At 69.2% G+C, this 26794-nt stretch carries 22 protein-coding genes and 1 tRNA gene; 15 read left to right on the forward strand and 8 right to left on the reverse strand.

The window, feature by feature from the left end; translation table 11 throughout:
- Positions 1-12: 12 nt before the first annotated feature.
- Positions 13-2385: a phosphoenolpyruvate synthase gene (gene ppsA, locus I596_RS08710; protein WP_067646522.1), complete on the reverse strand. Its 2373-nt coding sequence runs from the start codon at positions 2383-2385 to the stop codon at positions 13-15.
- Between the two features lie 206 nt (positions 2386-2591).
- On the opposite strand from ppsA, the gene I596_RS08715 reads away from it, so the two are divergent.
- The 5 genes from I596_RS08715 to I596_RS08735 all read left to right on the forward strand — a co-directional run bounded on the left by I596_RS08715 (position 2592) and on the right by I596_RS08735 (position 10405).
- Entirely contained in the window at positions 2592-4985 is a 2394-nt protein-coding gene (locus I596_RS08715; RefSeq protein WP_190279019.1) for a winged helix-turn-helix domain-containing protein, read from the forward strand.
- 220 nt (positions 4986-5205) lie between these two features.
- Positions 5206-7803 (forward strand): LVIVD repeat-containing protein, encoded by a 2598-nt coding sequence (locus I596_RS08720; RefSeq protein ID WP_083965469.1) that lies wholly within the window; start codon positions 5206-5208, stop codon positions 7801-7803.
- A 119-nt stretch (positions 7804-7922) separates the two neighbouring features.
- On the forward strand, positions 7923-8888 hold the full coding sequence (locus I596_RS08725; protein ID WP_150132084.1) for a hypothetical protein: 966 nt from the start codon (positions 7923-7925) through the stop codon (positions 8886-8888).
- 130 nt (positions 8889-9018) lie between these two features.
- On the forward strand, positions 9019-9834 hold the full coding sequence (gene ppsR / locus I596_RS08730) for a posphoenolpyruvate synthetase regulatory kinase/phosphorylase PpsR (protein WP_067646534.1): 816 nt from the start codon (positions 9019-9021) through the stop codon (positions 9832-9834).
- Positions 9835-9934: 100 nt separating this feature from the next.
- Positions 9935-10405, forward strand: a complete 471-nt coding sequence (locus tag I596_RS08735; RefSeq protein ID WP_067646537.1) for a DUF1249 domain-containing protein — start codon at positions 9935-9937, stop codon at positions 10403-10405.
- A gap of 7 nt (positions 10406-10412) precedes the next feature.
- Here the strand turns inward: I596_RS08735 and I596_RS08740 are convergent, their stop codons facing one another.
- On the reverse strand, positions 10413-11483 hold the full coding sequence (locus tag I596_RS08740; protein ID WP_067646539.1) for a glycosyltransferase family 9 protein: 1071 nt from the start codon (positions 11481-11483) through the stop codon (positions 10413-10415).
- A gap of 63 nt (positions 11484-11546) precedes the next feature.
- Here I596_RS08740 and I596_RS08745 point away from each other — a divergent pair, with 63 nt between their 5' ends.
- From I596_RS08745 to I596_RS08770, 6 genes are read left to right on the forward strand one after another with little or no spacing between them, the layout of a single operon-like run.
- Complete coding sequence (locus I596_RS08745; RefSeq protein ID WP_067646542.1) at positions 11547-12293, forward strand: 3-deoxy-D-manno-octulosonic acid kinase; 747 nt, start codon at positions 11547-11549, stop codon at positions 12291-12293.
- A complete protein-coding gene (locus tag I596_RS08750; protein ID WP_067646545.1) occupies positions 12293-13054 on the forward strand; it encodes an MBL fold metallo-hydrolase in 762 nt (253 codons plus the stop codon). Before I596_RS08745 ends, I596_RS08750 begins: the two co-directional genes overlap by 1 nt.
- Positions 13054-14097 carry a GTP 3',8-cyclase MoaA gene (gene moaA, locus I596_RS08755; protein ID WP_067646548.1) on the forward strand — a complete coding sequence of 348 codons (1044 nt, stop codon included), beginning with the start codon at positions 13054-13056 and terminating at the stop codon, positions 14095-14097. Before I596_RS08750 ends, moaA begins: the two co-directional genes overlap by 1 nt.
- Positions 14098-14100: 3 nt before the next feature.
- Positions 14101-14589, forward strand: a complete 489-nt coding sequence (gene moaC / locus I596_RS08760) for a cyclic pyranopterin monophosphate synthase MoaC (protein WP_067646551.1) — start codon at positions 14101-14103, stop codon at positions 14587-14589.
- The gene (locus I596_RS08765; protein ID WP_067646554.1) at positions 14586-14825 is read left to right on the forward strand and encodes a MoaD/ThiS family protein; all 240 of its coding nucleotides are present in this window, start codon (positions 14586-14588) and stop codon (positions 14823-14825) included. The genes moaC and I596_RS08765 overlap by 4 nt, the downstream gene beginning before the upstream one ends.
- Complete coding sequence (locus I596_RS08770; protein WP_067646558.1) at positions 14822-15268, forward strand: molybdenum cofactor biosynthesis protein MoaE; 447 nt, start codon at positions 14822-14824, stop codon at positions 15266-15268. Before I596_RS08765 ends, I596_RS08770 begins: the two co-directional genes overlap by 4 nt.
- Before the next feature lie 30 nt (positions 15269-15298).
- On the opposite strand, the gene I596_RS08775 is transcribed toward I596_RS08770, so the two are convergent.
- The gene (locus I596_RS08775; RefSeq protein ID WP_067646561.1) at positions 15299-15856 is read right to left on the reverse strand and encodes a superoxide dismutase family protein; all 558 of its coding nucleotides are present in this window, start codon (positions 15854-15856) and stop codon (positions 15299-15301) included.
- 463 nt (positions 15857-16319) lie between these two features.
- Between I596_RS08775 and I596_RS08780 the strand changes: the two genes are divergently transcribed.
- Positions 16320-16634 carry an EF-hand domain-containing protein gene (locus I596_RS08780; RefSeq protein ID WP_067646564.1) on the forward strand — a complete coding sequence of 105 codons (315 nt, stop codon included), beginning with the start codon at positions 16320-16322 and terminating at the stop codon, positions 16632-16634.
- A gap of 120 nt (positions 16635-16754) precedes the next feature.
- On the opposite strand, the gene I596_RS08785 is transcribed toward I596_RS08780, so the two are convergent.
- The 4 genes from I596_RS08785 to I596_RS08800 form a co-directional block, all read right to left on the reverse strand.
- Positions 16755-17072 (reverse strand): hypothetical protein, encoded by a 318-nt coding sequence (locus I596_RS08785; RefSeq protein ID WP_150132085.1) that lies wholly within the window; start codon positions 17070-17072, stop codon positions 16755-16757.
- 204 nt (positions 17073-17276) lie between these two features.
- A complete protein-coding gene (locus I596_RS08790; protein WP_083965470.1) occupies positions 17277-18203 on the reverse strand; it encodes a class I SAM-dependent methyltransferase in 927 nt (308 codons plus the stop codon).
- Positions 18204-18589: 386 nt separating this feature from the next.
- Positions 18590-19957 carry a sensor histidine kinase gene (locus I596_RS08795; protein ID WP_067646573.1) on the reverse strand — a complete coding sequence of 456 codons (1368 nt, stop codon included), beginning with the start codon at positions 19955-19957 and terminating at the stop codon, positions 18590-18592.
- A 536-nt stretch (positions 19958-20493) separates the two neighbouring features.
- A tRNA-Pro gene (locus I596_RS08800) sits at positions 20494-20570 on the reverse strand.
- Positions 20571-20773: 203 nt separating this feature from the next.
- Between I596_RS08800 and hisS the strand changes: the two genes are divergently transcribed.
- A complete protein-coding gene (gene hisS, locus I596_RS08805; protein ID WP_190279028.1) occupies positions 20774-22141 on the forward strand; it encodes a histidine--tRNA ligase in 1368 nt (455 codons plus the stop codon).
- Positions 22142-22302: 161 nt separating this feature from the next.
- Positions 22303-24204, forward strand: a complete 1902-nt coding sequence (locus I596_RS08810; protein WP_223303940.1) for an HAL/PAL/TAL family ammonia-lyase — start codon at positions 22303-22305, stop codon at positions 24202-24204.
- Positions 24205-24488: 284 nt separating this feature from the next.
- Here the strand turns inward: I596_RS08810 and I596_RS08815 are convergent, their stop codons facing one another.
- Positions 24489-26201: a M14 family zinc carboxypeptidase gene (locus I596_RS08815; RefSeq protein WP_190279020.1), complete on the reverse strand. Its 1713-nt coding sequence runs from the start codon at positions 26199-26201 to the stop codon at positions 24489-24491.
- A gap of 154 nt (positions 26202-26355) precedes the next feature.
- Here I596_RS08815 and I596_RS18755 point away from each other — a divergent pair, with 154 nt between their 5' ends.
- Positions 26356-26787 (forward strand): carbohydrate porin, encoded by a 432-nt coding sequence (locus I596_RS18755; protein WP_190279021.1) that lies wholly within the window; start codon positions 26356-26358, stop codon positions 26785-26787.
- Positions 26788-26794 lie beyond the last annotated feature (7 nt).

Raw genomic sequence — 26794 nt, forward strand, 5'->3', positions numbered from 1 at the left:
TCGGCAATCGGATCAGCCGGCTTTCTTCTTCGCGAGCTTCAGCCAGGTATCGACGACCGTATCGGGGTTCAGCGAAACCGACTCGATGCCCTGGTCCATCAGCCATTCGGCGAGGTCCGGATGGTCGCTGGGACCCTGGCCGCAGATGCCGACATACTTGCCCTTGGCGCGCGCGGTCTGGATCGCCATCGACAGCAGCTTCTTGACCGCCGGATCGCGTTCGTCGAACAGGCTGGCGACGATGCTCGAGTCGCGGTCGAGCCCGAGCGTGAGCTGGGTCAGGTCGTTGGAGCCGATCGAGAAGCCGTCGAAGATGTCCAGGAACTCGTCGGCCAGCAGCGCATTGGACGGGACCTCGCACATCATGATGATCTTGAGGCCGTTCTCGCCCTGCTTGAGCCCGTTCCGGGCCAGCACCTCGATGACCTTGCGGCCTTCGCCGAGCGTGCGCACGAACGGAATCATGACCCAGGCGTTGGTCAGGCCCATTTCCTCGCGGACCTTCTTCATCGCCCGGCATTCGAGCGCGAACGCATCGGCGAAGCTCGGATCGACGTAGCGGCTGGCGCCGCGGAAGCCGATCATCGGGTTCTCCTCGTGCGGCTCGTAGCGCGAGCCGCCGATCAGGTTGGCGTACTCGTTGGACTTGAAGTCCGACAGGCGCACGATGACCGGCTCCGGTGCGAACGCGGCGGTGATCGTCGCGATGCCCTCGGCCAGCCGGTCCACATAGAAGCTGACCGGATCGGCGTAGCCGGCCAGGCGCTCGTCGATCTTGCCGCGCGTCTCGGCGTCCTGCTTGTCGTACTCGAGCAGGGCCTTGGGGTGCACGCCGATGTGGCTGGCGATGATCATCTCCAGCCGCGCCAGACCGACGCCGGCATGCGGCAGCATCGCGAAGTCGAAGGCGCGTTCGGGGTTGGCGACGTTCATCATGACCTTGAGCGGCGCCGGCGGCATGGCGCCGAGGTCGGCGGTGATGCGCTCGAATTCGAGCCTGCCTTCGTAGACGTAGCCGGTATCGCCCTCGGCGCAGGAAACGGTCACCTCGGCGCCGTCGGGGATCGCGTCCAGGCCGTTGCCGGAGCCGACGATCGCCGGCACGCCGAGCTCGCGGGCGATGATCGCCGCGTGGCAGGTGCGGCCGCCGCGGTTGGTGACGATCGCCGCGGCCCGCTTCATGACCGGCTCCCAGTCCGGATCGGTCATGTCGGCGACCAGCACGTCACCGGGCTGCACGCGGTTCATGTCCTTGAGCGTGCGGATCACCCGCGCGGTGCCCGAGCCGATCTTCTGGCCGACCGAGCGGCCCTCGACCAGGACCGGCCCGCGCGCCTTGAGCTGGAAGCGCTCGACCTGGGTCGCATGCCCGCGCGACTTCACGGTCTCCGGGCGCGCCTGGACGATATAGATCTTGCCGGTGATGCCGTCCTTGGCCCATTCGATGTCCATCGGCCGGCCGTAGTGCTGCTCGATGATCAGGCTCTGCCGCGCCAGTTCCTGGACTTCGCCGTCGTCGATGCAGAAGCGTGTGCGATCGGCCGCCGGGGTCGCCTCGATCCTCACGCGCTCGCCGGGCGTGTCCGAATAGACCATGCGCTGCTGCTTGGCGCCGATCTGGCGGCGCAGGATCGCCGGCTTGCCGGCCTTGAGCGTGGGCTTGTAGACGTAGAACTCGTCGGGATTGACCGCACCCTGGACGACCATCTCGCCGAGGCCGTAGCTGCCGGTGACGAAGACGACGTCGCGGAAACCCGACTCGGTGTCGAGCGTGAACAGCACGCCGGACGCGCCGACGTCCGAGCGTACCATCAGCTGGACGCCGGCCGAGAGGAAGACGTCCTCGTGCTTGAAGCCGTGATGGACGCGGTAGGCGATCGCGCGGTCGTTGTAGAGCGAGGCGAAGACTTCCTTGACCTTGTGGATCACGTCGTCGGCGCCGCTGACGTTGAGGAAGGTCTCCTGCTGCCCGGCGAACGACGCATCGGGCAGGTCCTCGGCGGTGGCGGAGGAACGCACCGCCACGGCGATGTCGCTGGCGCCGGCCTGGGTGCAGAGCGTGGCATAGGCTTCGCGCACGGCCTGGTCGAACTCGGGCAGCAGCGGCGTTTCGACGACCCAGCCGCGGATCTCGGTGCCTGCCGCCGTCAGCGCGGCGACATCCTCCACGTCGAGCGAGGCCAGCCGCTGCTGGATCCGCGCGGCCAGGCCGCTCTGCGCGATGAACTGCTGGAACGCATGGGCCGTCGTGGCGAAGCCGCCGGGCACCGACACGCCGAGCTTGGCGAGGTTGCCGATCATCTCGCCGAGCGAGGCGTTCTTGCCGCCAACCTTGGCCAGATCGGACAAGCGCAATTCATCGAGCCACAAAACCAGATCGCTCAAGACAGTCTCCGGAAAGCGAAGGGAAGGCGTGCGCGGGCCGGACGGCCCGGATGGGCAATTTTCGGGGTTTGCGGCAACAGGGGCAAGGGAAAGCCCACGGGTGCCACGATCCGGCTCCGTCCGCAAGGTCTCGCCGCGGTGTCGGGTCGCTGCCGGCGCGCCGCGCACCGGGAGGGTGGATGCATGGGTCCTGCTACGCTATGCCGATGGCAGCAAGGCATTACCGTTTCCGCACCTTCAGGCTCGACCCCGCCGCCCGTGAACTGTGGAAGGACGACGAACTGGTCGTCCTTCCCGGCAGCGCGCTCGATTGCCTGGTGTACCTGGTCGAGCACCGCGAACGTGCCGTCGGCCGCGACGAGCTGATCGCGGCGGTCTGGGGCCGGGCGGACGTGGCCGATACGCTGCTGGCGCAGACCGTACTGCGGGTCCGGCGCACGCTCGGCGACAGCGGTAGCGATGGCGCGATCCGCACGGTGGCCCGGTTCGGTTACCGCTGGGTCGAAGAAACGATGGTCGACGGCGACGGCAGCGAGCCGGTCGCCGCACCGCGGCCGGCGGTCGAGCCGGCCGGACCGGACGAGGCGGACGGCGAGGCCACGCAGGACGCAGGCGCTCCGGCGGCGGTCCGGGACCCGCCGCCGCGGCGGCGGACGTTCTGGCCCGGCGTGGCTCTCGTGCTGGGCATGGTCTGCATTGCGATCCTGGCGATGCTCTGGCCCGGCCGGCACGGTTCGGATCCCTCCGGTCCGGTGGCCGCGTCGGAAGCTCCGGCGGGGAAGACCTCGCCGTCGCCCGCCCTGGTGCTGCCCGCGAGCGTGCCGGACACGGCCGATTGGAGCTGGCTGCGCCTCGGGCTGATGGACCTGGTCGGCAATCGGCTGCGGCAGGGCGGCCTGCCGACCGCGCCGAGCGAGAACGTGCTGGCGCTGCTCGGCGGTCTCGGCGACGCCGACCTGGCTGCCGCACCGGCCGCCGCCGGCGCCTGGCGCATCGTGCCGAAAGCCGAGTACCGCGATGGCGCGTGGAAGGTCCAGTTGCAGGCGCGGCGGGATGCGGGCCCGCCGCACGAGGTGGAAGCGACCTCCGACGACGTGCTCAAGGCGGCGCGCAGCGCCACCGACGTGTTGCTGATCCGGCTCGGTTACGCGCCGCCGCAGGGCGGCGAGGTGGTGCGTTCGCTGGCCCTGGAGGAACTGGTCCAGCGCACCAAGGCGGCGATCCTGGCCGACCAGTTCGACCTCGCCCGGCACCTGATCGAGCAGGCCCCCGAGTCGCTGCGCGCCACACCCGAAGTGGAGCTGCGCCTGGCCCAGATCGACCAGGGACGCGGCCTCAACGCCGAAGCGGAGGTGCGCCTGCAGGCGCTGCTGGACCGCGTGCCGGCCAGCCTCGACCCGGCGCTGCGGGGCCGCATCCTGATCAGCCTGGGTTCGACCCAGTACCGGCGCCGGCAGCTGGCCGCCGCCAGCCAGACCTTCGACGAGGCGATCGAGGTCCTGGAAGGGGCCGGCGACCCCATCGCGCTGGCCGGCGCCTACGGCGGCCGGGCCGCCATTGCCTCGCAGGACGAGAAACTCGACCAGGCTGCCGCCGACCTCGGCCGGGCCCGGGTGGAGATGGAGGCGGGCGGCGATGCCCTGGGCCTGGCGCAGGTGGACATGAACCTCGGCCTGGTCCAGATCAAGAACTACCGGCCGGCGCAGGCGCTGCCGATGCTGCGCGGCGCCGAGGCCCGGATCGCCGTGTTGGGCGCGCGTGAAGAACTGGCCTATGTCCGCTATGGGATGGTCGGTGCCCAGCTACAGCTGCTCGACTACGGTGGCGCCCAGGCCACGGTCGCACAGTTCTGGCCGCCGGAGGCGCATACCGGCAACGCGCGCCTGCGCTGGCGCCTGACGGTGACCAAGGTCTACGTGCTGCTCGCCACCGGCCGCCTCGACGAGGCCGACACCCTGCTCTCGCAGATCGAGCAGGGCGCGGGTGACGCCGACGACTACGCGGCGCATTCGGCCGGACGGGCGCTGACGGCGCTGGTCGTGGCGGCGCGCGGCCGCTTCGAGGAGGCCGCGCCCCTGGCCAAGGCGGCGCTCACCGGCGAACTGGAGTACGAACAGCCCGACCTGTACCTGACCACCTGGGCCGTGCGGCTGCGCTGCCTGCGCCGCAGCGGGCAGGTGGACGCGGCGGTGGCGGAAACCGTGGCACTGCGCAGCTGGGTCGAGGGACGGCCCAATCTCTGGCGCCGCACCTATGCCACGCTGGCCGAGGCCGAGCAGGCCTGGGCGCTCAGCCGGACCGAGGCGGCGCTGCAGCGTTTCGCCGACGCGTTCGAGCAGGCCGAGCGGTTGGGCATCCCCGACGACCTGGTCGAGGTGGCCGAGCCGTATGCCCTGGCGCTGATCGAAATCGGGCAGGTCGATCGCGCCAGCACCGTGGTCGGCCGCGTCGCTGCCTGGGCCGAGCACGACCTGCGTGCGGCCTGGGCGCAGGCCCAGCTGTACCGTGCCCAGGCGCGGACCAGCGCCTGGCACCGGGCGACCGAACAGGTCCTGAAGCTGGCCGGCGAGCGGGCGTTGCCGGCCGTGACCATCGATTAGAAGTCTGAACGGACGGCCCGTACGCGGTCCGCCATAATCGATCGCGCATCGCGTAACTGACTGATGCATCGGTATTCGGCGCGCTTCTAATCGTTCCCGAACCGTTCACGCATCGCGGCCGAATGCAACCGGCGCCGTCCCGCGGGAGACTCGGCCTGCAATAAGCGGCCGCGCCGCTCTGCCTGGCATCCCGCACACGAATCCGAGGTAGCTCGATCCCATGAAGAAGGTTCTATCGGTACTGATTTGCATGGCCCTGGGCACCGCCCACGCGGCGGCGACCGCGCAGGCGCCTGCCGGAAGCGGCGAGCTGCCGCTGGCCGGCGTCTACGGCGGCGCGCTGAAGGACCCGGTCATCGCCGGGGACTATGTGTATGTGCCCAGCGGGCGCATCGTCAGCGCCTGGAACTACGCCGATCCGGCCGCCCCGGTACTGGTGTCGAGCACCCGGCTGACGCCGGCCAGCGGCACCCTGCGCGGGCTGACGCGCTGGGGCGACTACCTCTACGCCAGCTGGCAGGCCGGTGACGACAGCGCCGGCGTGGCGGTGTACTCGCTGCGCGATCCGGCGCGTCCGGAACTGGTCAACGAGTTCAGCGACTACGCGTCTCCGGCCTACAAGAACCTGTGGACCCTGGCGGCCGCGAACGGCTACCTGTACCTGTTCGATGCCGAGAACGGCATCTACTTCGGCGACCTGGCGGCCGACGCGCTGCACCCGACCTTCACGCGGCTGCTGCGCACGCCGGTACCGTACGAGCGCAGCCAGGTCGACGGCGACCGCATCTACATCAGCGGCACGACGTTCTCGTCGGAGCCGGTCCATGTGTGCTCGACCCTCGACGTCGCCACGCCGTCCGCGCCGGTCTTCCTGGACACCCACTGCGGCCACGGCGACCAGATCGAGAACTTCCGCAGCCGCATCCAGGCGCCGTACGCGGCGACCTTCGGGCTGAAGTTCAGCCTGTACGATCCGGCCACGCCGGCCGGCGGCGGGCCGATCGGCAGCATCGACACGCTGCCGGCGACCGACGGCTTCCTGGCCGGCAACTACGCCTACAGCCTGGGCTTCGACGGGATCGACATCCACGACATCAGCAACCCGGCCGCCCCGACGACGGTGGGTTCCTCGCCGGTCAGGGCGCTCGGCGCCGATGCGGTCACCCCGCTGGCCGACGGCGCGCTGGTGCTGACCAGTACCGACCGCTTCATCCGCCTGGACGTGGCCACCGATCCCCTCGACCCGATCGAGACCAGCGTGGTCACGCCGCCCGGCGGCGCGGCCGCGCGCGACATCGCGCTGGTGAACGGCAAGGCGCTGATCCTGCAGGAGAACTACGGAATCACCAAGGTCGACCCGGTGAGCTTCGAAACGCTGTCGCGGTTCGATGCCGCGCTGCCCGAGGCGCTCAACCAGCGCGACTTCGAGCAGTTCGCGGTCGACGGCCAGCGCGCCTACCTCGTTGCCTGGGGCTATGGCCTCATCGTCGCGGACCTCTCGTTCGACCGGCCGTTCGAACTGGGACGGCTGGAGTTCCCGTACGCCTCGGCGGTGGCCGCCAGCGGCAACTACGCGTACCTGGGCACGTCCACCAACGGTGGCTTCCTGCAGGTCGTGGACGTGTCGGTGCCGGAGAAGCCGGTGCTGCGCGGCAGCCTGGCGGTGCCGACGATCAACCGCCTGCAGGTGCACGGCAACTACGTCTATGCCGCCGACGAGCTGTCCGGTATCCACGTCTTCGACGTCAGCGATCCGGACGCGCCGACCCAGGTGCAGCTGTGGAACGATGGCTGCGCCGATCTCGGTGGCTACACCGCCCGCGACATCGCACTCAACGAGACCGGCACGCTGGCCGCCGTCGGCTGCCCGACCGGCCTGCACCTGCTCGACCTCAGCCGTCCGGCCAGCCCGACGCGAGTCGGCGGCTATGCGGCCGAATGGGCCAACGCGCGCGTGGACATCCGTGGTGACCGTGCCTGGTACGCCGACGCCAACGGCCTCCGGGCGTTCGACATCACCACGCCGAGCGCCCCGGCGCTGGTCGGCGAGACCAGCCTGGTCGGCTTCGCGCCGCGCCGGCTGCGCGCCACCGGCGACGGCCGCGTGGTCGCGTTCGGCACCACCACCGGCATGCACGTGTTCGGCCAGATCGAGCCGACCGAGCCACCGGCCGACCGGCTGTTCGCCGACGGCTTCGATGTGGCGCCGCCGGCCGGTGCCGTCAGCACCTACGACGACCTGGTCGAAGGCACGCAGGGCACGAGCTTCCGCTACAACGGCGTGACCTATCGCGAAGTCAACGAAGTCCACGGCTACTGGCCCGGCCCGGAGCACGAGCCGTTCACGCCCGGCTCGTGGCTGGACGGCGGCCTCGGCAACGAGTTCCTGATCGAGGACTCGAGCTACCTGTTCAACGACTTCCCGGCGTTCGGCAGCTCGCCGAACATGATGACGTTCGGTGCGGGTGAGCTGGTCATCGCAGGCGGCAACCTCAACATCGGTCCGCTGGCCAGCGCGTGGCTCGATCTGGACGAGGTCGCCTCGTCGGCGAGCATGCAGCTGGCCTACTACGAGAACGGCCCCTGGGGCGGCATCAGCATCCATCTCGACGCGTACAAGGACGGCGTCAAGGTCGGCGGCACGCAGCTGTCGATCACCAGCACCGATCCGAACGGCCGCGACAACGTGACCACCAATTCGCTGTCGGTCACCGGCGTGGAGTTCGATTCGCTCCACCTGTACTCGCAGCTCGACGGCGAGTACACGGCACCGCGCGTGATGGTCGACGACCTGCGGCTGACCGCGCCCGTTCGCTGAGCGCCGGGGCCGTCCCGCGCGTCGTCGCCCCGATGACGGCGCGCGTGGCCCCCGGCGGCGTCCGCGCGTGCATTCGCCGCGCGGGCGCCGCCGTCCCGCACCTCCCATCTGGAGATCTCATGTCTGTTTCCTTCCCGTATGGCCGCCGCGGCGGCGCGGCAGCGCTTCTCGTCGGCCTTGCGTCGGCTTCGACGGTGGCCTTCGCCCAAAGCGATCCGGTCGTCATGTTCGACGGTTTCGACGGCTGTGCACCGGTGCAGAGCACGATCGGACCCGAAGGCGGCGAATTGCGCCTGTGCGGCGCGCAGCTGACGGTACCGCCCGGTTCGGTCGGCGCACCGACCACGTTCGGCATCGAACGACTCGAGTCCGCCCCGCCGGCGCCGTTCGACATGGAGCCGGCGGGCCCGGCGTTCCGTTTCACGCCCGACACCCTAGCGCTGAACCCGCCGGCGATCGTGCGCGTGCCGCGCGTGGACGGTCGTCGCGGCGGCCTGGCGGTGGACGTCCCGTCCGAAGGCGGCTTCCTGCTGATCGAGGCCTGCGGTCAGAGCCAGGGCGGCCTGCTGCAGTACTTCGGCGGGCTCGGCACGTTCGGCGCGTTCCGCTTCGTCGGGCCGCTGCCCGATTCCACGCAGGGTCTCGGCGACGGCACGATCACGGCGGTCGCGGACGGCATCGACACGGCCTACGACATCGACACGCCCGGCAACAACTATGCGATCTACCAGGACCGTCCCGACGGCGGCCGGCAGATCCTCGTCACCGCGATGAACGATCTGCCCAACGGCCAATTCGAGTACCTGCGTCTGGATCTGGCCGTCAACGCCGCGACCGGGCAGGGCAGCATCGTCCAGATCTCCCTGCTGGGCCCGGTCAACGGCAGCTACATCCTCGGCCTGCTCGGCCAGGCGTCGATCAGCTTCGGCGATCTGAGCGACGGACGCGTTCGCGCGGACATCGAGGCGAACCTGGTGTCGGGGCCGCAGAACATCGCGTTCCGGGCGCAGATCGACGTCGGCGTCGAACGCTACATCTTCCCGCCGTCGCTGAGCTGTCCGGAGTCGCCACCGGGCCTGCAGTAATCCGCAGCCCGGGTCGGAGCGCCTCGCCGCCGCTACGGGCGAGGCGCCCGGCTTCGGGGCGGGATCCGCCACGGGACGCACGGGCGCGCGCGATTGCATAGACTGTGCGCAGCCGCCCCCGGGAGATCCCATGCGCCGCACCGTATTCTTCGTGTCCGATGGCACCGGCATCACCGCCGAAACCATCGGGCACAGCGTGCTGACCCAGTTCGAGAACGTCCAGTTCGATACCTACCGGCTGCCCTTCGTCGACGATATCGACAAGGCCAGGCTGGCGACCGACCGCATCAATCGCGCCTATGCGACGAGCGGGTTGCGGCCGATCGTCGTCAATACCGTCATCGATCCGGACTTGAGCGCCCTGCTCGGCGAAAGCGGCGCACTGATGCTCGACGTGTTCGCGCCGTTCATCGGCCCGCTGGAAGCGGAGCTGGGTACGCCGCGCTCGCCGCGCGTCAACCGCGCGCACGGCCTGACCGACTTCGCCGAGTACGAGGCGCGCATCAACGCGACCAACTACGCGCTGACCCACGACGACGGCATCGACGTCAAGTACGACGATGCCGAAGTGATCCTGGTCGGCGTGTCGCGCGTCGGCAAGACCCCGACCTGCCTCTACATGGCGCTGCACTACGGCGTGAAGGCGGCGAACTACCCGCTGACCGAGGACGACCTGGAGAAGATCGAGCTGCCGGCCCGGCTGCGGCCGTTCCGCGACCGCCTCTACGGCCTGACGATCGACGCCACGCGCCTGGCCCAGGTGCGCGAGGCGCGCCGGCCGGGCAGCCGCTACGCCAAGCTCGAGCAGTGCCGCTACGAGCTGGACCTGGCCGACAAGCTGTTCCGCCGTGAAGGCCTGCCGGTGCAGAACACCACGGCGACCTCGATCGAGGAGATGGCGAGCAAGATCCTGTCGCGGCTCGGCATCGAGAAGCACCTGTTCTGACGCGGGCGGCGCGCGAACGGCGTGCGAGCGCTCATTCTAGCCGGGAATCGGCCGGCGCAGCAGACTGCCCTCGGCCGGCCATGGCCACTATGATCGGCCGATGTCCGCCGTCATCGAATCGATCCCGACCGTCCTGCCCAGCCGGTTCGCGTACCTGATGGGCCTGTACGCCGAGAACTACCATCGGCTCGTGCGCCTGTTCGCGCCGCTGCGGCTGGACGAGGGCATCTACGCGTCGAGCGTCGACGACGGCCTGGACCTGCGCCTGGACGTCCTGGAGCGACATCGCTACACGGTCGACCTGCGGCTGACCTACTGCTTCGTCGACGACCATACCGGCGGGCTGGCGCCGTCCGCGCACCTTCGCATGTACGCCGACGCCCACGTGGCCGAAGTCCTGCACTGCCATACGGACCGGCGGCTGAACCGCATCATCGGCCCGCTGCCGCCGGCGCGCTCGGAGTTCCAGCAACGCCTGCGCATGAGTTCGTTCCTCAACCGCTGGCTGGAATACCTGGCCGAGCAGGGGCATTCGATCGGCACGCTCGAACCGGCGACGGCACCGGCCTGAGACGGTTTCAGGCCGACGCGGCCCGCCGGTAGTCGACGAAGGCTTCCAGGCGCTCGAGCGCATCGTCGACCGCGATCAGGTCCATGACACCGGTATGCTCCAGCTTGGTGCCCCACGGCAGCGCCTCGGCCGGCTTGCCGCGGAACTTGCGCGCCGCGGCATCGTAGCGGTCGACGCACCAGCGCCGGTCCGAGTACGGTCCCGAGCGGTTTGGATTGCTGGCGGCGTGCAAGCCGAGCACCGGCGTGCCGACGGCGTTGGCCATGTGCATGGGGCCGGAGTCCGGGGCCAGGACCAGCGTGGCACGCCGCAGCAGCGCCAGCAGCTGCTTGAGCGTGTCCTTGCCGATCAGGTCGATCGGCCGGGTCCGCATGGCCGAGAGAATCGCATCGCCGAAGCTGCGCTCGTAGGCGCTGGGACCGCCGCACAGCGCGACGCGCCAGCCGAGCTGCGCGGCGGCATGGTCCATGACCGCGGCATAGCGCTCCGGGCGCCAGTTGCGCACGCGGTGGCTGGAGCAGGGGCTGACCAGCAGGATCGGCTGGTCGCCGGGAAGATGCCGCTCGGCGAATGCGCTCGCTTCGGCGGGAACCGGCAGGTCCCAGCGGACCTCGGTCTGCCGCAGGCCGAGCGGTTCGAGGAAGCTGCCCATCGCGTCGAGCACGTGTTCGCCGGTGCGCGCGGCGATCCGGCGATTGATGGTAAGGCCGTGCAGGTCCTTGGCACGCGCGCGGTCGTAGCCGATGCGTACCGGCGCGGCGACCAGCAGGCTCAGCAGATTCGCACGCAGCGCCACCTGCAGATGCAGCAGTGCGTCGAAACGGCGTCCGGCCAGCGCGCGGCGGACGGCGCGGAAACCGGCCAGGCCGGCGCCCTTGTCGAACGTCACGAACTCGACGCCGGGCAGGTCGCCGACCACGCGTTGCTCCAGCTTGCCGACGAGCCAGGTCAGCTCCGTCGCCGGCCAGTGCTGCTGGACCGTGCGGACCAGCGGCACGACGTGCGTCACGTCGCCGATCGCCGACGTGCGCAGGATGCAGAGACGGGCGGGCGGCGCCGCGGGTGACACCTGGGACATGCGCTAGACTGGCGTTTGCGAGATGTTGATGTGCCGCGAAAGCGCCCGCACCTTGGCAGAGCCATGATCGATGCGCAAGTCCACCCGATCCCCGGCGGGGCGATCCTCTACGACGCTGCCTTGGGCCTCCGCCCGGACGCGGCGTGGTTCGATCCTGCAGGGGCCGATGCTGCCGGAACCGCGGCGCCCGCCGGCGGCCGGGGGCGCGTGAGCGTCATCCAGACGCCGGCCGGCAGCGGCATCCTGCGTCACTACCGCCGCGGCGGGCTGGCGGCGCGCTTCAGCGCGGATCGCTATCTGTGGCTGGGTGCGGAGCGCACGCGTGCATTCCGCGAATTCCGGCTGCTGGCCCGGCTGGTCGCCGCGGGGTTGCCGGTACCGCCGCCGCTGGCCGCGCGCGTCGTCCGCGACGGCCTGCGCTACCGCGCCGACATCATCACCCGGCGCATCGCCGATGCACGCACGCTGGCCGAGCGGGCTGCCGCCGGCGAGGTCGGCGAGCCGCAGGCCGTGCGCGTCGGGCGCGCGATCGCCCGCCTGCATCGCATCGGCTGCTGGCATGCGGACCTGAACGCCCACAACATCCTGTTCGATGCGGCCGACACGGTCTGGCTGATCGATTTCGACCGCAGCCGCCTGCGCCCGTCGGCGCTGGGTTGGCAGCAGCAGAACCTGGCCCGCCTGCGCCGCTCGTTCGAGAAACTCGGCGTACCGCGCCGCCTGAACGGCTTCGAGGCCGGCTTCTGGCATCCGCTGCTGGCGGCCTATCACGCCGAGCTCTCGGCGCAGCCGCCGGTGCAGGCCGCCTGATGGCGTTGTCGCTCCGTTTCCTAGGCGTCGGCAGTGCCCAGGCGGTGGAACTGGGTTCGGCGTCCGCCGTCGTCGAACGCGACGGCATGCCGGTGCTGCTGATCGATTGCGGGCCGGAAGCGCTGACCGCCTACCTCGAGCGCTACGGCAGCGTGCCGCCGGCGATCTACATCACGCATGCGCACATGGACCATGTCGGCGGCCTGGAGCGGGTGTTCTATCGCAGCTACTTCGACGACACCCTGCGCGGACGCGTGAAGATCTATGCGCAGGCGGCCCTGGTGCCGGTGCTCCAGTCGCGCGTGGCCGACTATCCGGAGGTGCTGGCCGAAGGCGGCGCCAACTTCTGGGACGGCTTCCACCTGGTTCCGGTCTCGCGCCGGTTCTGGCATGCCGGCTTGTGCTTCGAGGTCTTCCCGACCCGCCACCATGCGCCGGACACCTCGTTCGGCCTGGCCCTGCGCGGCAGCTTCGTCTGGACCGGCGATACGCGGCCGATCCCGGAGATGCTCGCCCACCACGCGGCGCACGGCGAGCGCGTCGCGCATGACTGCGGCGTCGTCGGCAACCCGTCGCACACCGGCCTGGACGACCTGCGGCGCGAGTACACGGACGAGTTGCGCGCGCGGCTGGTGCTCTATCACTACGGATCGGTGGAGGACGCCGCCGTCCTGGCTGCCGAGGGCTATCATGTGGCACATCGCGGCGAGGTCCTGGCGCTGCGCGAGCCCGACCCCTCGGTGTGCGTGGGAGCGTCATGATGTCCCGTCCGATACCCCTCAAGCTGCTCGATACGGGACCGCGCGACCGCCTGGATCGCCCCCTGCACGACCTGCGCATATCGGTGCTGGACCGCTGCAACTTCCGCTGCCCGTACTGCATGCCGGAAGAAGACTATCCGCGCGACCACCGCTTCCTCGGCAAGGCCGAGCGGTTGCGGTTCGAGGAAATCACGCGCCTGGCCGGGCTGTTCGCGGGCCTGGGCGTGCGCAAGCTGCGCCTGACCGGCGGCGAGCCGCTGCTGCGCCGCGACCTTCCGGCCCTGGTCGGCATGCTGGCCGCCCTGCCGGGCATCGAGGACATCGCGCTCACCACCAACGGCAGCCTGCTGGCATCGCGTGTCCAGGCGCTGCGCGACGCCGGACTCGGACGGATCACGCTCAGTCTGGACACGGTCGATCCGGAGACCTTCCGCCAGATGTCGGGCGGACAGGGGGATCTGGCGGTCGTGCTCGATGCGATCGCGGCGGCCGAACGCGCGGGCTACACGCAGATGAAGATCAACTGCGTCGTCATGCGCGGCGTCAACGACCACCAGGTTCCCGCGCTGGTCGAGCGCTTCCGCGGCAGCGGCCATGTCGTGCGCTTCATCGAATACATGGACGTGGGCACCTGCAACGGCTGGAAGCTGGACCGTGTGGTGCCCAGTGCCGAGCTGCGCGATCGCATTGCCGCGCGCTGGCCCCTGGTCGCACTGCCGGCCAACTACAACGGCGAGGTCGCCTCGCGCTACCGGTTTGCCGACGGGGCCGGCGAGATCGGCTTCATCAGCTCGGTCAGCGAACCGTTCTGCGGCGATTGCTCGCGGGCACGCCTGTCGGCCGACGGCCGCCTCTATACCTGCCTGTTCGGCCGCAGCGGCCACGACCTGCGCGGCGCGCTGCGTGCCGGCGCCGACGATGCCGAGCTGTCTCGCCTGATCCGCGCCGTCTGGTGTGCGCGCGGCGATCGCTACAGCGAACTGCGCGGCCTCCGGACGCCGCAGCCGGGCGAACGCGTCGAGATGTACGAGATCGGAGGCTGACGCGTGGGCGGATTCACGCACATCGACGCCGAAGGGCGTCCGGCCATGGTCGACGTCGGCGACAAGCCGTCGACGCGGCGCTCGGCGACCGCCGAGGCCTGCGTGCGCTTTCCGCCCGAGGTCGCCGACGAGCTGCACCGTAGCGGCCTGCGCTCGGCCAAGGGGCCGGTCATCGACACCGCGATCATCGCCGGCACCATGGCGGTCAAGCGCACGCATGAGCTGATCCCGTTCTGTCACCCGCTGCCGGTCGAGCGCTGCCGGATCACCGCGGACTTCATCGACCCGACCCGGCTGCTGATCCGCTGCGAGGTCGCCGTGGACCACAAGACCGGCGTCGAGATGGAAGCACTCACCGGCGCCACCGTCGCGGCATTGACGGTCTACGACATGTGCAAGGCGCTCAGCCATGCGATCGTGATCGGCGAGGTGCGGCTGGTCGGCAAGACCGGCGGCAAGCGCGAGGTGGGACCAGGAAGCGACACGCCATGAACTACCGTCTGCTCTATTTCGCCAGCCTGGCCGATGCGGCCGGCTGCGCCGAGGAAAGCGTTGCCAGCGACACGCATGACCCTCGCGCGCTCTACGCCGAGCTGCGCGCGCGCCACGGCTTCGTGTTCGATGCCACGCGCCTGCGCGTCGCCATCAACGGCGCATTCGGCGGCTGGAACGACACGCTGGCGGACGGCGACGAGATCGCCTTCATCCCGCCGGTGTCCGGCGGATGAAGGTCTTCACGCTCGATACGGCGCGGATCGATCCGCAGGTGCAGCGCCGGCACCTGGACCACCCTTCGGCCGGTGCCTGCGTGAGCTTCGAAGGCTGGGTCCGCGACCACAACGACGGCAAGGCGGTCCTGCGCCTGGACTACCAGGCCTATGGCGCACTGGCCGAGCACGAAGGGCAGGCGGTCCTCGCCGAGGCGATGCGGCGCTTCCCGATCCGCGCCGCGCGCTGCGTGCACCGGGTAGGGCCGCTGGAGATCGGCGACCTCGCGGTCTGGGTCGGCGTCAGCGCCGATCATCGGGGTGCCGCCTTCGAGGCGTGCCACTGGATCATCGACGAGGTCAAGCGCCGGGTGCCGATCTGGAAGAACGAGCACTACGCCGACGGCCAGTCGGGATGGCTGCACCCCGACGGATCGGCCGTGGCGACGGCCGGCGCCGGCTGAAGCCAGGGACGCGCGACCGTCAGGCCGTGCTCAGGACCCGGCAGACGGGATCACGCCGCAGGCGATGCGCGCGCCGGAGTTGCCGGAGGGCTGGGTGGCGTAGTCGTCCGCAGACGCGTGAACGATGATCGCCTTGCCGCGGATGTCGTTCGGACCGCCCAGCGAAACGCCGTCGACCGTCGTATCGACCTGGGCGACACCACGGGCATCCGATTTCAGGTTGTGGATGTCGCCCGCATGGTGCGCACCGATGGCCGGGTTGCCGTGGGGATCGCCGCCGGGATTGAAATGCTCGCCGGCGCTGCTGGCATCGGCCGTCCCGCAGTCGCCGTGCTCATGGATGTGGAAGCCGTGCTCGGTGCCGGGCTCGAGGCCATCGATCGTTCCGGTGATGCGGACTCCGTCCGCCGACGTGACCAGCGTCAATTCGCCCTTTGCGCGGTTTCCGGCGGTCGGCGCCAGGACGACGCGCGATTCCCCGGAGGCGGTGCTGCCGGGCCCGCCAGGGGCCTGGCCCTGTGGCGAGCAGGCGGTCATTGCGAGGGCGGTTCCCAGGGCCAGGGAACCCAGGCTGATGGTCGTGCGCATGGCGTCACCTCGATCGCTGCGGAAACGGTTTTTCAGTGTCCACGCAACGTCGATACCGGCGCTGAACTTGGCGGCGGGCAGGCACGGGGCGGGTAGGGCGGCCGCCTGCTGCTTCGCATGGCTTCCGCGCGAAGGTCCACAGTCCAGCAGGCCTGCAGCGCGCCCTTGAATGGCACGGCACGCTCTTTCTCTTTGCGCGCCGACGGTTCTCGTTCAGGCGTCGGGCAAGTACAGCCGGCCGAAGCGTTTGACGGCCAGCTGCGGAGCCAGGCTCCGAAGTCGAGAAACCCCGCCCGGGCCGCGGCCGTGACACGCGAATGCACCACTAATCGCGCGCCGGCATTCACCTTGCTGGATGCCCGTGCAATGCCCATCGGTATGGAAGCGTCGCAGCATCCGGCATTCAGGGCCGGTGCCATGCCCGGGTGCTCAGCTGGGCACCCGCTTTCGAGAGGAACCTCCCATGAAGACTTCCATGCTCATCACCTGTGCGCTGCTCGCCTGCTCATCGTTCGCCGCCGTGGCGGCGACACCGGTGGAGCGCTCGGCGGCAGCCGCGGCACAGCAGGAGAAGGAAAAAGCCAAGCAGGACCCCTATGCCGTGCAGGGTTCCGGCCCGCACAAGTTCGACCAGCTCAAGGGTCACGAAAAAGGCTACCTGACGCTGAAAGACGTGGAAGCCAACAGCTGGCTCGCCGGCAGTTTCGCCAAGTGCGATCAGGACAAGGACGGCCGGCTGACCGAGAAGGAATACGACGCCTGCCAGCCCAGGCCTTGAATCGGGCCGTCGGCGGCTGGCGCGCGGGTTACTTGATCGAAGTGGCACACGCAGCCGGCCAGCCGCAGGACGGTGCCTCGGCTCGCCGAGGAACCGACCAGGTGACAGGCGCTTTCGCGGCTAGGCTCGCCTGAGGTTTCTCGCCAGGGCGAGCCATTCGCTGCCCGACACGATCCGCATTTCGGTCCGCAGCATGTCGAGCGCCAGTCGTTCCAGGGCTCGCAGCACGATGTGGGCGTCGCGGACGGCGGTCGATTCGCCGTGCGAGCCGTCCACCGCCAGCTCGTACCAGACGTAGCCCTTCGGCGAGCGTTCGCAGGGCGCCAGCCGGAAGCGGGGCCCCTCCCGGGGAGCGAGTTCGGCCAGGTTGTCGTGCGCCTCGTCGACCTCGACGATGGCCATGAAACGCCAGTGTGGCGTGGCATCGGAAGTTGTCATGTCGGTCTTCCGCAGCACGGGTTGTCGAAGGAGTAGTGCAGCTGCCGACGACCGGAAAGAGCCAGTGCGTCAGTGCCGGCAGAATTACGCGATCACGTCCGAATAGCTTGCGCTGGCCCTGCGTAAATTTCCGTTACGCTTTTTGCGCCGCTCTTCTGATCTGCGGCGCCGTTCACGCAATTGCCTGCGGGGCCATGCGGCGGACTACTCGATCGTGCCTTCGGGGTAGCTTCGATAAAGCCAGTGCGGATAACGCGGATTGGGTGCATGGGTCTTGCGCCAGCGGGAGAACAGGTACTGGCCGAGGTCATGCTCCCGATGCTTCGTCAGATTCAGCGCCCACATGGCGTGCCGATGGGCGATCGTCTGCGGAATGTAATGCGGATGCACGTCCGAGGTGAAATCGGCATCGCACGTGAAACCGCAGTGCCGCATCAGCATGTGCAGCTCGTGGCGGGCGTACTCGCGGTTGTGACGCCCGTGTGGCCCGTAGCCGGAATACTGGTCGTAGACGTTGCGGCCTTCGAGCAGCGCAACGGCCGACTCGTAGCGAGCGACATTCGGTGTGGTCAGCACCATCGTCCCGCCCGGCTTGAGCTTGCGCCACAGCTCGGTCACCGCGTGGTACGGGTGCAGGATGAAGTGCTCGAGCACCTCACAGAAGAGGATCACCGCATAGCGCTCGTCCTCCACCGGTAGCGGCGTTTCCTCGAGATTGACGTTCATGAAGTCGACGTCGATTCCATGGGTGCCGCCGTTGCTGCCGTTCCACCGGACGCGTTGGAGACCCCGTGCGCCGAGGGGGTGGAAATAGTTGACGTAGTCGAACTTCAGATTCGGTCGATGCTGGTTCAACAGCACCGACATGAAATAGGGATTCGCGCCGATTTCCAGTGCCGTACCGTGGATGTCCGCTGGCACCAGCGCCAGCGTATAGAGAAAACGATCGAGATCGGCGTTGAGATAGCCTTCGAGCTCTGTCGAAGGTGGAACGTCGTCGATCGAAATGGTCGCCAGTTCGGCGAGTATCGCGGCCCGTGTCTCGCCGGTCGGGATTTCGAGGCCACGAAACCTGAAATCGAGCGGGCGGCGCCTGGAAAGCTCCCAAAGCAATCCTCTGAGACGCACCATGGGGGCACCTTCAGCGAAGTCGGCTGGATACTAGCATCGATTCCGGTATCGGATAATTAAGGCGGTATTGCGCGGCGATGAACCGAGGATCGTGGATCTGCGGCTCGCCTCGTCTGCCGAGCCGGGTCCACGTTGAGCGGTGCCCTCCTGGGCCGCAGGTCACGCATGCGGTCCGGGGGCAGTCGCGTTCCGGCGCGCCGCAGGCCTCCGGCATGCGCGCTGATCCAGGCCGGACTCGGCCATGGGCTCGAACGTCTCGGTGATCGCCGTCTCCGGCGGACAGGCGACCCGATGGGGCGCCGGCATGCCGGGCAGCACTCGTGGCGCAGGCCCCGGTCCAGTCACGCAGCGGAAGCCCAAGTCGATGTCGATCGGATACCTGGCCGTCACCCGGCGGGCGACGCCAAGGGAAGCCTGATCCGGACCGAGGTTCCGCCCGCGGGCGGGCATTCGATGCCGATCTCGCCGCCCGCTCCCATCACGATGTCGCGCACCACGGAAAGCCCCAGCCCGGTGCCTTCTCCGCTGGATTTCGTCGTAAAGAAAGGCGTGAATATGCGTGTCCTCACCGGCTCGGGAATCCCCGGGCCGTCGTCGCTGAGGGTCAGCATGAGCGAGCCGGTCGTGTCTTCCCGCGAAGCGGCGAGTCGGAACGTTCCGTTTTCAGGGAGCGCATCCCTGGAATTTCCGGCGATGTTGAGAATCGTCAGCTCGAAGTTGCCCCTGTCCATATGGACGGGGAGAGGAACCTCCGGCCGTTCCAGCTGCAAGTGGATCCCTGGGCCGAGCAGTTGGCGGAGCATCGGCCGCAGCTCTTGCAGGGCGGCGCCGGCATCGAATGTCTCCGGATGGGAGATATCCAGGCGGCTGAAGTTCAGCAGCTTTCTGCTGACGGCCATGGCGCGGCGCGCTGCCAGTTCCACGCCTTCCAGAGCCGATACGAGCGCCGGTTCGCCGCCGCTGGCGGCGAGCCGGTTTCGTTGCTGGGCGTATCCCAGGATGACCGCGAGAACGTTGTTGAAGTCGTGTGCGAGGCCGCTGGCCAGCCTTCCGGCCAGGTCCATTTTCTGCGAATGGATCAGTTGCTCACGCGTGCGCTCGCGCTCGGCGGTTTCCTTCTGCAGGTGCGCATAGGTTTGCTCCAGCGCCTGCCCCCGCTGCTCGGACTCCTCCAGGCTGTTGCGCAGCGCAGCCACGGTGCGATCCAGAACCAGCGCGATGATCAGCCAGACCCCGGCGATGGAGACGGCCTTGCCGATCGTGGCGGATGGCGCGGCGGGCCCGGTGCGGACCATGTCCAGTGCCACGCAGGCAAGCAGCATCATCGCCAGCGATCCCAGCATGATCCACAGGGTGCGCCGGCCCATCACCAGGCCGGCAAGCGACAGCAGCACCAACGGAATCGGATCCAGACCAATACGTGACAGTCCGACGCTGGCATAGGCGATGCCGACGCAAACGCACGCAACGGAGAGGAACAGCGCCACGCCCAGACGAAAGCGGTCTGTACGGATGAGCCACAGGGCGATCCACGCCGAGGCGACGAGCAGGGCATCGGTGGCGAGGTCCGCGGATAGCTGCAGGATTCCCGGGTGCGGGACCTGCCCCGAACGGATCGCGTAAAGGAAGATGGACTTGTTGATCGGAACGAAGATGCCGAAGAACAGCAGGAGCACCTGGAGGAACGGCGCGTTGCGCCGATCGACCGGGTTCGCTGCCGGAACGCTTCTCAGCCAGCGCGTCAAAGGATTCACGGCGAGTCGTCCGTTGCGCTTGCGGGGCCTTCGGCGGGCGCAACCCAGGTCATGCGTTCACTGATGGACGATGCTCGCGGCGATTCCTGCATCTGTCTGCTCTTGTTTGAAGAGTGAGTGATTGTATGCGACGCGAACGGAGCCGATGCCTGCGATGACCGCTGCGATCGGCGCATCACCAGGGCGGCGTTTCGCCATCCTCCTTGTCGACTGCGTTGGACACCGTGCCGTCTTGTCGCTGGAATCCTCGTCTCGGAGATCCGATCACGCAGGTGCGTCCGAACGGGTCTTGCGTGATCGAACGGCCGCTTCTGCGCCGGCACCGAGCCGGACGAGTACGCGCAGCCGCTGGCCCGCCGGCAGATGCGATAGTTGCCCGGTACGGATGCAGCGAAATCCACGCTGGAACCTGCAAGCTGCGGGCGCTCTTGCGCTGACCGGCGGACGCTGCGTGCGCAGCAGATGCGCCGCATTTTGCAGACAGGGAGCAAACACGAAAAAGCCGGCGCTAGGCCGGCTTCGTCGTTTTGCCTGTTTGGTCGGGGAGACAGGATTTGAACCTGCGACTTCTACGTCCCGAACGTAGCGCTCTACCAGGCTGAGCTACACCCCGAGGACACCTGCCCGTTGAGCAGGGGCGCGAATGTTAACGACTGTCGCAGGGGCGTGCAAGCCTTCCCGGCCGATCCGGATCGGGTGGAAGGGTGCCGCCGGGAGGTACCGAACGCCGGCGGCGGTGCATCTGGTAGTCTTTCCGGCTGCATACGGCGGTGCGGCCCGGCCTGCGTCCGCCAGACCCCGAGGAATCCGATGGCCTTGACCCAAGCCCGCACGCCGCCCGGCGTGCTCGAACTGCTGCCGCTCGACCAGATCGCCTTCCAGGGCATGCTCGACACGATCCGGCGCAACTACGAACTGTTCGGCTTCCTGCCGGTGGAGACGCCGGTCATGGAGTATGCCGATGTGCTCCTGACCAAGTCGGGCGGCGAGACCGAGCGCCAGGTCTACTTCGTGCAGTCCACCGGCGCGCTGGAGAAGGCCGAGCGGCCGGACCTGGCCCTGCGCTTCGACCTGACCGTCCCGCTGGCGCGCTACGTGGCCGAGCACGAGCACGACCTGAACTTCCCGTTCCGCCGCTATCAGATGCAGCGTGTCTACCGCGGCGAGCGCGCGCAGCGCGGGCGTTTCCGCGAGTTCTACCAGTGCGACGTCGACGTCATCGGCAAGGACGCGCTGTCGGTGCGCTACGACGCGGAGATCCCGGCGGTGATCTACAGCGTCTTCCGCGATCTGGCGATCGGGCCGTTCACGATCCAGCTCAACAACCGGCGGCTGATGCGCGGCTGGTTCGAGGGCCTGGGCATCGCCGACGGCGAGCGCCAGATGCTGGTGCTGCGCGAGGTCGACAAGCTCGACAAGCGCGGCCCGGACTACGTGCGCCAGACCCTGACCGGCGACGGGTTCGGCCTGTCCGCCGAGACGGCCGGGCGCATCCTGGATTTCGTCCAGGTGCGCTCGACTTCGCTCGCCGATGCCCATGCGCAGCTCGATGCGCTCGGCAGCGGCAGCGAGACCTTCGAGCAGGGCCGCCGCGAGCTGCGCGAGGTGCTGGACCTGATCGCGGCATTCGGCGTGCCGCAGACGCATTTCGCGCTGAACCTGTCGATTGCGCGGGGCCTGGACTACTACACCGGCACGGTCTACGAGACCACGCTCAACGACCATCCCCAGATCGGCTCCATCTGCTCCGGCGGCCGCTACGAGAACCTGGCCGGCAACTACACCAAGTCGCACCTGCCGGGCGTCGGCATCTCGATCGGCCTGACGCGCCTGTACTGGCAGCTGCGCGAGGCCGGCCTGGTCGGCACGGCGACCAGTTCGGTGCAGGCGCTGGTCACGCAGATGGACCCGGCCCGCCTGGCCGACTATCTCGCGCTGGCCGGCGAGCTGCGCGACGCCGGGGTCGCCACCGAGGTCGTGATGGACCCGTCCAAGCTCGGCAAGCAGTTCAAGTACGCCGACCGCGCCGGCATCCGTTTCGTGCTCGTGCTCGGCGAGGACGAGATCGCCAAGGGTGTCGTGACCGTGAAGGACCTGCGCCGCGAGGACCAGTTCGAGGTGGCACGTGCCGACCTGGCGGCGACGCTGCAGGTCGAGCTGGCGCAGGCTGCGGCGGTGCGCTGAGCGTCGCTTGACCGCCTGATCGGGCATCCACAGCGACCGGCGGGGCCGGTCGCGTCGGCGTGCGACGCCTGTCCGCAGGCGGCGCGATCGGCGAGAATGCCGGTTTCCTCCAGAGCCCCGATCCGATGCCAGCTTCCCCGATTCGTCTCGATGGCACTTGCATGACGCGTGCGGACCTGGTCGCCATCGCGCGCGGCCGTTGTGTCGTCCTCGACGAGGTGCAGCTCACGCGGGTCCGGCGTGCGGCGGAGTTCCTGGCCGACAAGGTCCATTGCGGCGAGCCGGTCTACGGCGTCACCACCGGCTTCGGCAGCAATGCCGACAAGCTGCTGGGCGCGCACCGGCTGCGCGACGAGCTGCCCGGCGGCAACCCGGAGCGGCAGAAAGGTACGCTGCTGGAAGAGCTCCAGCACAACCTCATCGTCACGCACGCGGTCTGCGTCGGCAAGCCGCTGGCCGTGGAGGTCGTCCGCGCCATGCTGGCGATCCGCGTCAATACGCTGATGCGCGGCCATTCGGGCATCCGCGTGGACACCTTGCAGGCGCTGGCGGAGCTGCTCAATCGCGGTGTGGTACCGGTGGTTCCGCAGAAGGGCTCCGTCGGCGCCAGTGGCGACCTGGCGCCGCTGTCGCACCTGGCAATCGTCCTGCTCGGCGGCGGCGAGGCCTTCGTCGACGGCGAGCGCATGCCGGGTGCACAGGCGCTGGCGCGCGTCGGGCTGGTACCGCAGCGCCTCTCGTTCAAGGAAGGGCTGGCGCTCAACAACGGCACCGCGCAGATGCTGGCCACGGCGGTGCTGGCGCTCGATCGCATCGAGACTTTGCTGGCGACCGCGGACCTGGCGGCGGCGATGACGCTGGACGCGTTCGCCGGCCGCAGCGGCGCGCTGCGGCCGGAAGTGCATGCGCTGCGTCCGCACCCGGGCCAGGTCGAAACGGCCCGCCGCCTGCGCACGCTGATCGAAGGCTCGACGCTGGTCGACATCCCCTATCACCTGGTCCCGCGCTTCCGCACCTGGGCCGCCGACGCCTGGCGCGAGCCCGAGGACCAGGCCCGGCGCTTCGACATCGCCTGGGACTGGGTGCCGAGCAGCCAGCGGCACGGACGCGAGGCGTTCTACACGCGCTTCATGCCCTTCCGCGGCGGCAAGAAGCACCAGCCACAGGACGCCTACTGCCTGCGCTGCATGCCGCAGGTGCACGGCGCGGTGCGCGACGCCTGGATGCAGGCCAGCCGCATCATCGACATCGAACTCAATGCCGTCACCGACAATCCGCTGATCTTCCCGGATGCCGACGACCCGGTGTTCGCCGAGGGCAAGGCGGCGGGGCGCCCGCAGCACATCGAGGACCAGGTGGTATCGGCCGGCCACTTCCACGGCATGCCGCTGGCGTTGGCGATGAGCTACGTCAAGGCGGCGCTGCCGGTGCTCGCCTCGATTTCCGAGCGGCGCCTGGCCAAGCTGGTCGATCCGGCCACCAACGACGGCCTGCCGGCGTTCCTGATCGGCAACGAGGATGCGACCGACTCGGGTTTCATGATCGTCCAGTACACGGCCGCGGCCCTGGTCAACGACCTGGCGACCCGTGCGCATCCGGCCAGCGTCTATTCGGTGCCGACCAGCGCCAACGCCGAAGACCACGTGTCGATGGGCACCAACGAGGCGCGCCACGTGCTGGAGATGACCGAGGACCTGGGCCACGTGCTCGCGCTGGAGCTCTATACGGCGGCGCAGGCGCTGGAGTACCGGCAGGACATGCTCAATGCCGCACGCGGCCTGGCGCAACGCGGCGGCTGGGAGGCATTGGCCGCCAAGGTGGCCAACGCCCCCCGCGAGGGCGAGGCGGGGCGTGCCATGTTCGAGGCAGAAGTGAAGGCGCTCCGCGATGCGCTGGCCGCCAGCAGCGACTTCCATGCCGGAACGCAGGTTCGCGCCGCGCTCGCGAAGATCCGCGAGCGGATCGACTTCATGCAGCGCGACCGTGCGATGGACGGCGACGTGAGCCGGATCTGCGAACTGGTGGCCGAAGGTGGCCTGGTCGACCGCGGCCGGCTCGTATGAACGGCCGCGGCGTCCGGGCGTCACGGGACGGCGCGACGCGGCATGCCCGCTGCAGGACCGTGCCGCCACGGTGAGTGCGCGATGAGCACCCGCCGATCGGCGCCGTCCGCACGTCCGGCCTCGGGTGGCAGCCGATGCTCGATCCGGCTTCGCCGTAGCCCCCGCGCTTGCCACGGGCAGGGCGGAAAAGAATGGCCGCGGTAGCGCCACCAGCGGAGGGCGAAGCGTCGAATCGCCGCCCTGCGATCACCGCTGGAGCAGGGCGGCGGCTGCCGCCCTGTGGGTCATTGCGTCTCGAAGTCGTCGGCGAACAGCGTGTCGTCGGCGAGGATCTCGACGAAGACCGCATCGGGCGTGCCGATCGTGCCGCCGTTGCGCGCGTTCTTGCCCTGCACCCAGACCAGGTGCTTGCCTGGCGCGAGGCCCGCAGTCGGAATCGTCACCTCGACGGCTTCGGTCATCGCATTGAAGCTGCCATCGCTGGCCGTCATCGGCAGGCCGGCCGCGTCGGGATGCCAGGGCGGCAGGTCGACATAGGCCAGCGCGCCGGTGATCGCATACGTGGTCTCGTTGCCGTTGTCGTGGTTGTAGCGCGTGTCGTCGATCGTGGCACGCAGCGTCACCGCGCTCCCGGCCGGGACGCGTGCCGTGTCGGCCGTGATGCCGCGGGCGTCGGGCCCCTGAGGCCACTGGTACGGCCGCCGGGCGGCACGCGCGGCATAGAGCAGGGCGGACAGGTTGTGCGGCAGCGTGGCGGTCTCGAACTCGCTGCAGTCCTCGAAGAAATCGACGCCGAGCTCGATCGTGTAGGCGGCGGCGCCGACGTAGCCGTAGATCGTGTCGACGGTCGAGCCACGGGTCGGATAGAGACCAATCGAGGGCATCGGCCAGTAGTCGTTGAACCAGGCCAGGCGGCGGCCGAGCCGGCGCAGCGACGGGCCGTTCGGCGCTTCGGTGGACACGTCGCCCCACGGCCACAGCACCAGTTGCGAATAGCTGTGGACATCGAAGAACAACCCCGAATAGTCCTCCGGGGCCGGTGACGAGAGACTCTCGGCACGGCGGTCGGGCAGGGCACCGCCGCTGCAGTTGCCGCTGCCGTCGCAGGTGCCGACCGTATAGGCCAGCAGGTTGCGGGTTTCCGGCTCGGAGCCGGCCGCCGGCCCGCGGAAGGTCTGCTCGCAGGCCTGCGTGCTGGAGCCGCCGCTGCCGCTCCAGTGGAACGGGAAGTTGCGGTTGAGGTCCACGCCCGGCTGGCTGAAGCTGGTCGGTGTTCCCGGGCAGAAGGCATCGTCGACGTTGGTGTTCTTGCGCCAGCCGATGCCGGTCTCGGCGCGCTTGCGCCCATCCGGGTTGGCGTGGACGATGAAGCGGAAATCGACATGGTCCACGAGCCAGGTGCTCAGCGGATCGACGCCGTAGCCGGCGACCAGGCCTTCGGCCATGCGATTGAGCAGTTCCGCCGGCGTGTACTCGCGTGCGTGGATCGAGCCGTACATGACCATGCGGGGCCGGTCCGGATCCTGCGCGACCGTCGCCAGATTGGTGATGCGCAGCGCGCGCATCTCGTAGCCGGCGGCCGGGTTCTTCTCCTTCTCCCAGGTCGGCCCGATGTCCTGGAGGCTGGCCAGGTCCGGATGCGCGGCGACCAGCGCGTCGAGCGAATCGCGAGCCTCCTCGACTGTCCGGTAGCAGGCGAAGCCGGGAATGCTCTGCGGCACGTCGGCCGGCGCGTAGAACGCGCGCAGCTTCGCGGAGGAGACCATGTCGATCCGCACGTCCAGCCCGGCCTGCTCGAGCAGGCGGATGCCGTTCTCGTCGGTGTCGACGCGGACGACGCCGCGCGCCTCGTCGATCTGCAGGTGCTGGAACGACGCGCCGAGGCGGTCGATCGCTGCACGGTCACTGAAGTACGCTTCGACGAACCAGTCTTCGGCGGCGGCAGGATTGCCGTGCAAACCCAGCAGCACGCAGGCCGCTGCCCAGTATCTGATCATCGTGGTACCCGGTGGCCGTTGCATTCCACAGCATCGTACGGCCTTGGGGCCCGGTCAACTGGACAGCCGGGGGGACCGCGTGCAGGGGCGCGCGGCGATCCGGCCCGGCAACCTGATAGGCTGCCGCCACCAGCACGGTGCGGGAGGGCGCGACATGCGGTTTCGTATGGGCTTGGTGGCGATCGTGATGTTGGGTATCGGCGGGCTTGCCGTGGCCGATGGCGAGCCGACGGTCGAGCAGCGGCTCAAGGCGCTCGAGCAACGGGTGATCGAGCTGGAGCGCCGGCTCGACGCGGCTCCGGCAGCTCCGGCAGCCCCGGTGGCGGCGCCGGCCCCCACGGCTCCGCCGGCGGCGGCCGCATCCCGGCCACCGGCCGCCGCGCCGGTCGCGCCACCGGCGCCGGCCGATTGGCAGGCCCTGCGCAAGGGCATGACCTGGAGCCAGGTGTCGGCGGTGCTCGGCAAGCCCGGCAAGAAGCGGATCGGCGTGATGTCCGAGATCTGGTTCTATCCGGATGCCGATGGCGGCAGCGTCGAATTCGATCGCGACGGCCGCGTCTCGGGCTGGAACGCGCCGGGACGCTAGGCGCTGC

Origin of the sequence: Dokdonella koreensis DS-123 (assembly GCF_001632775.1) — a bacterium.
GTDB lineage: Bacteria > Pseudomonadota > Gammaproteobacteria > Xanthomonadales > Rhodanobacteraceae > Dokdonella > Dokdonella koreensis.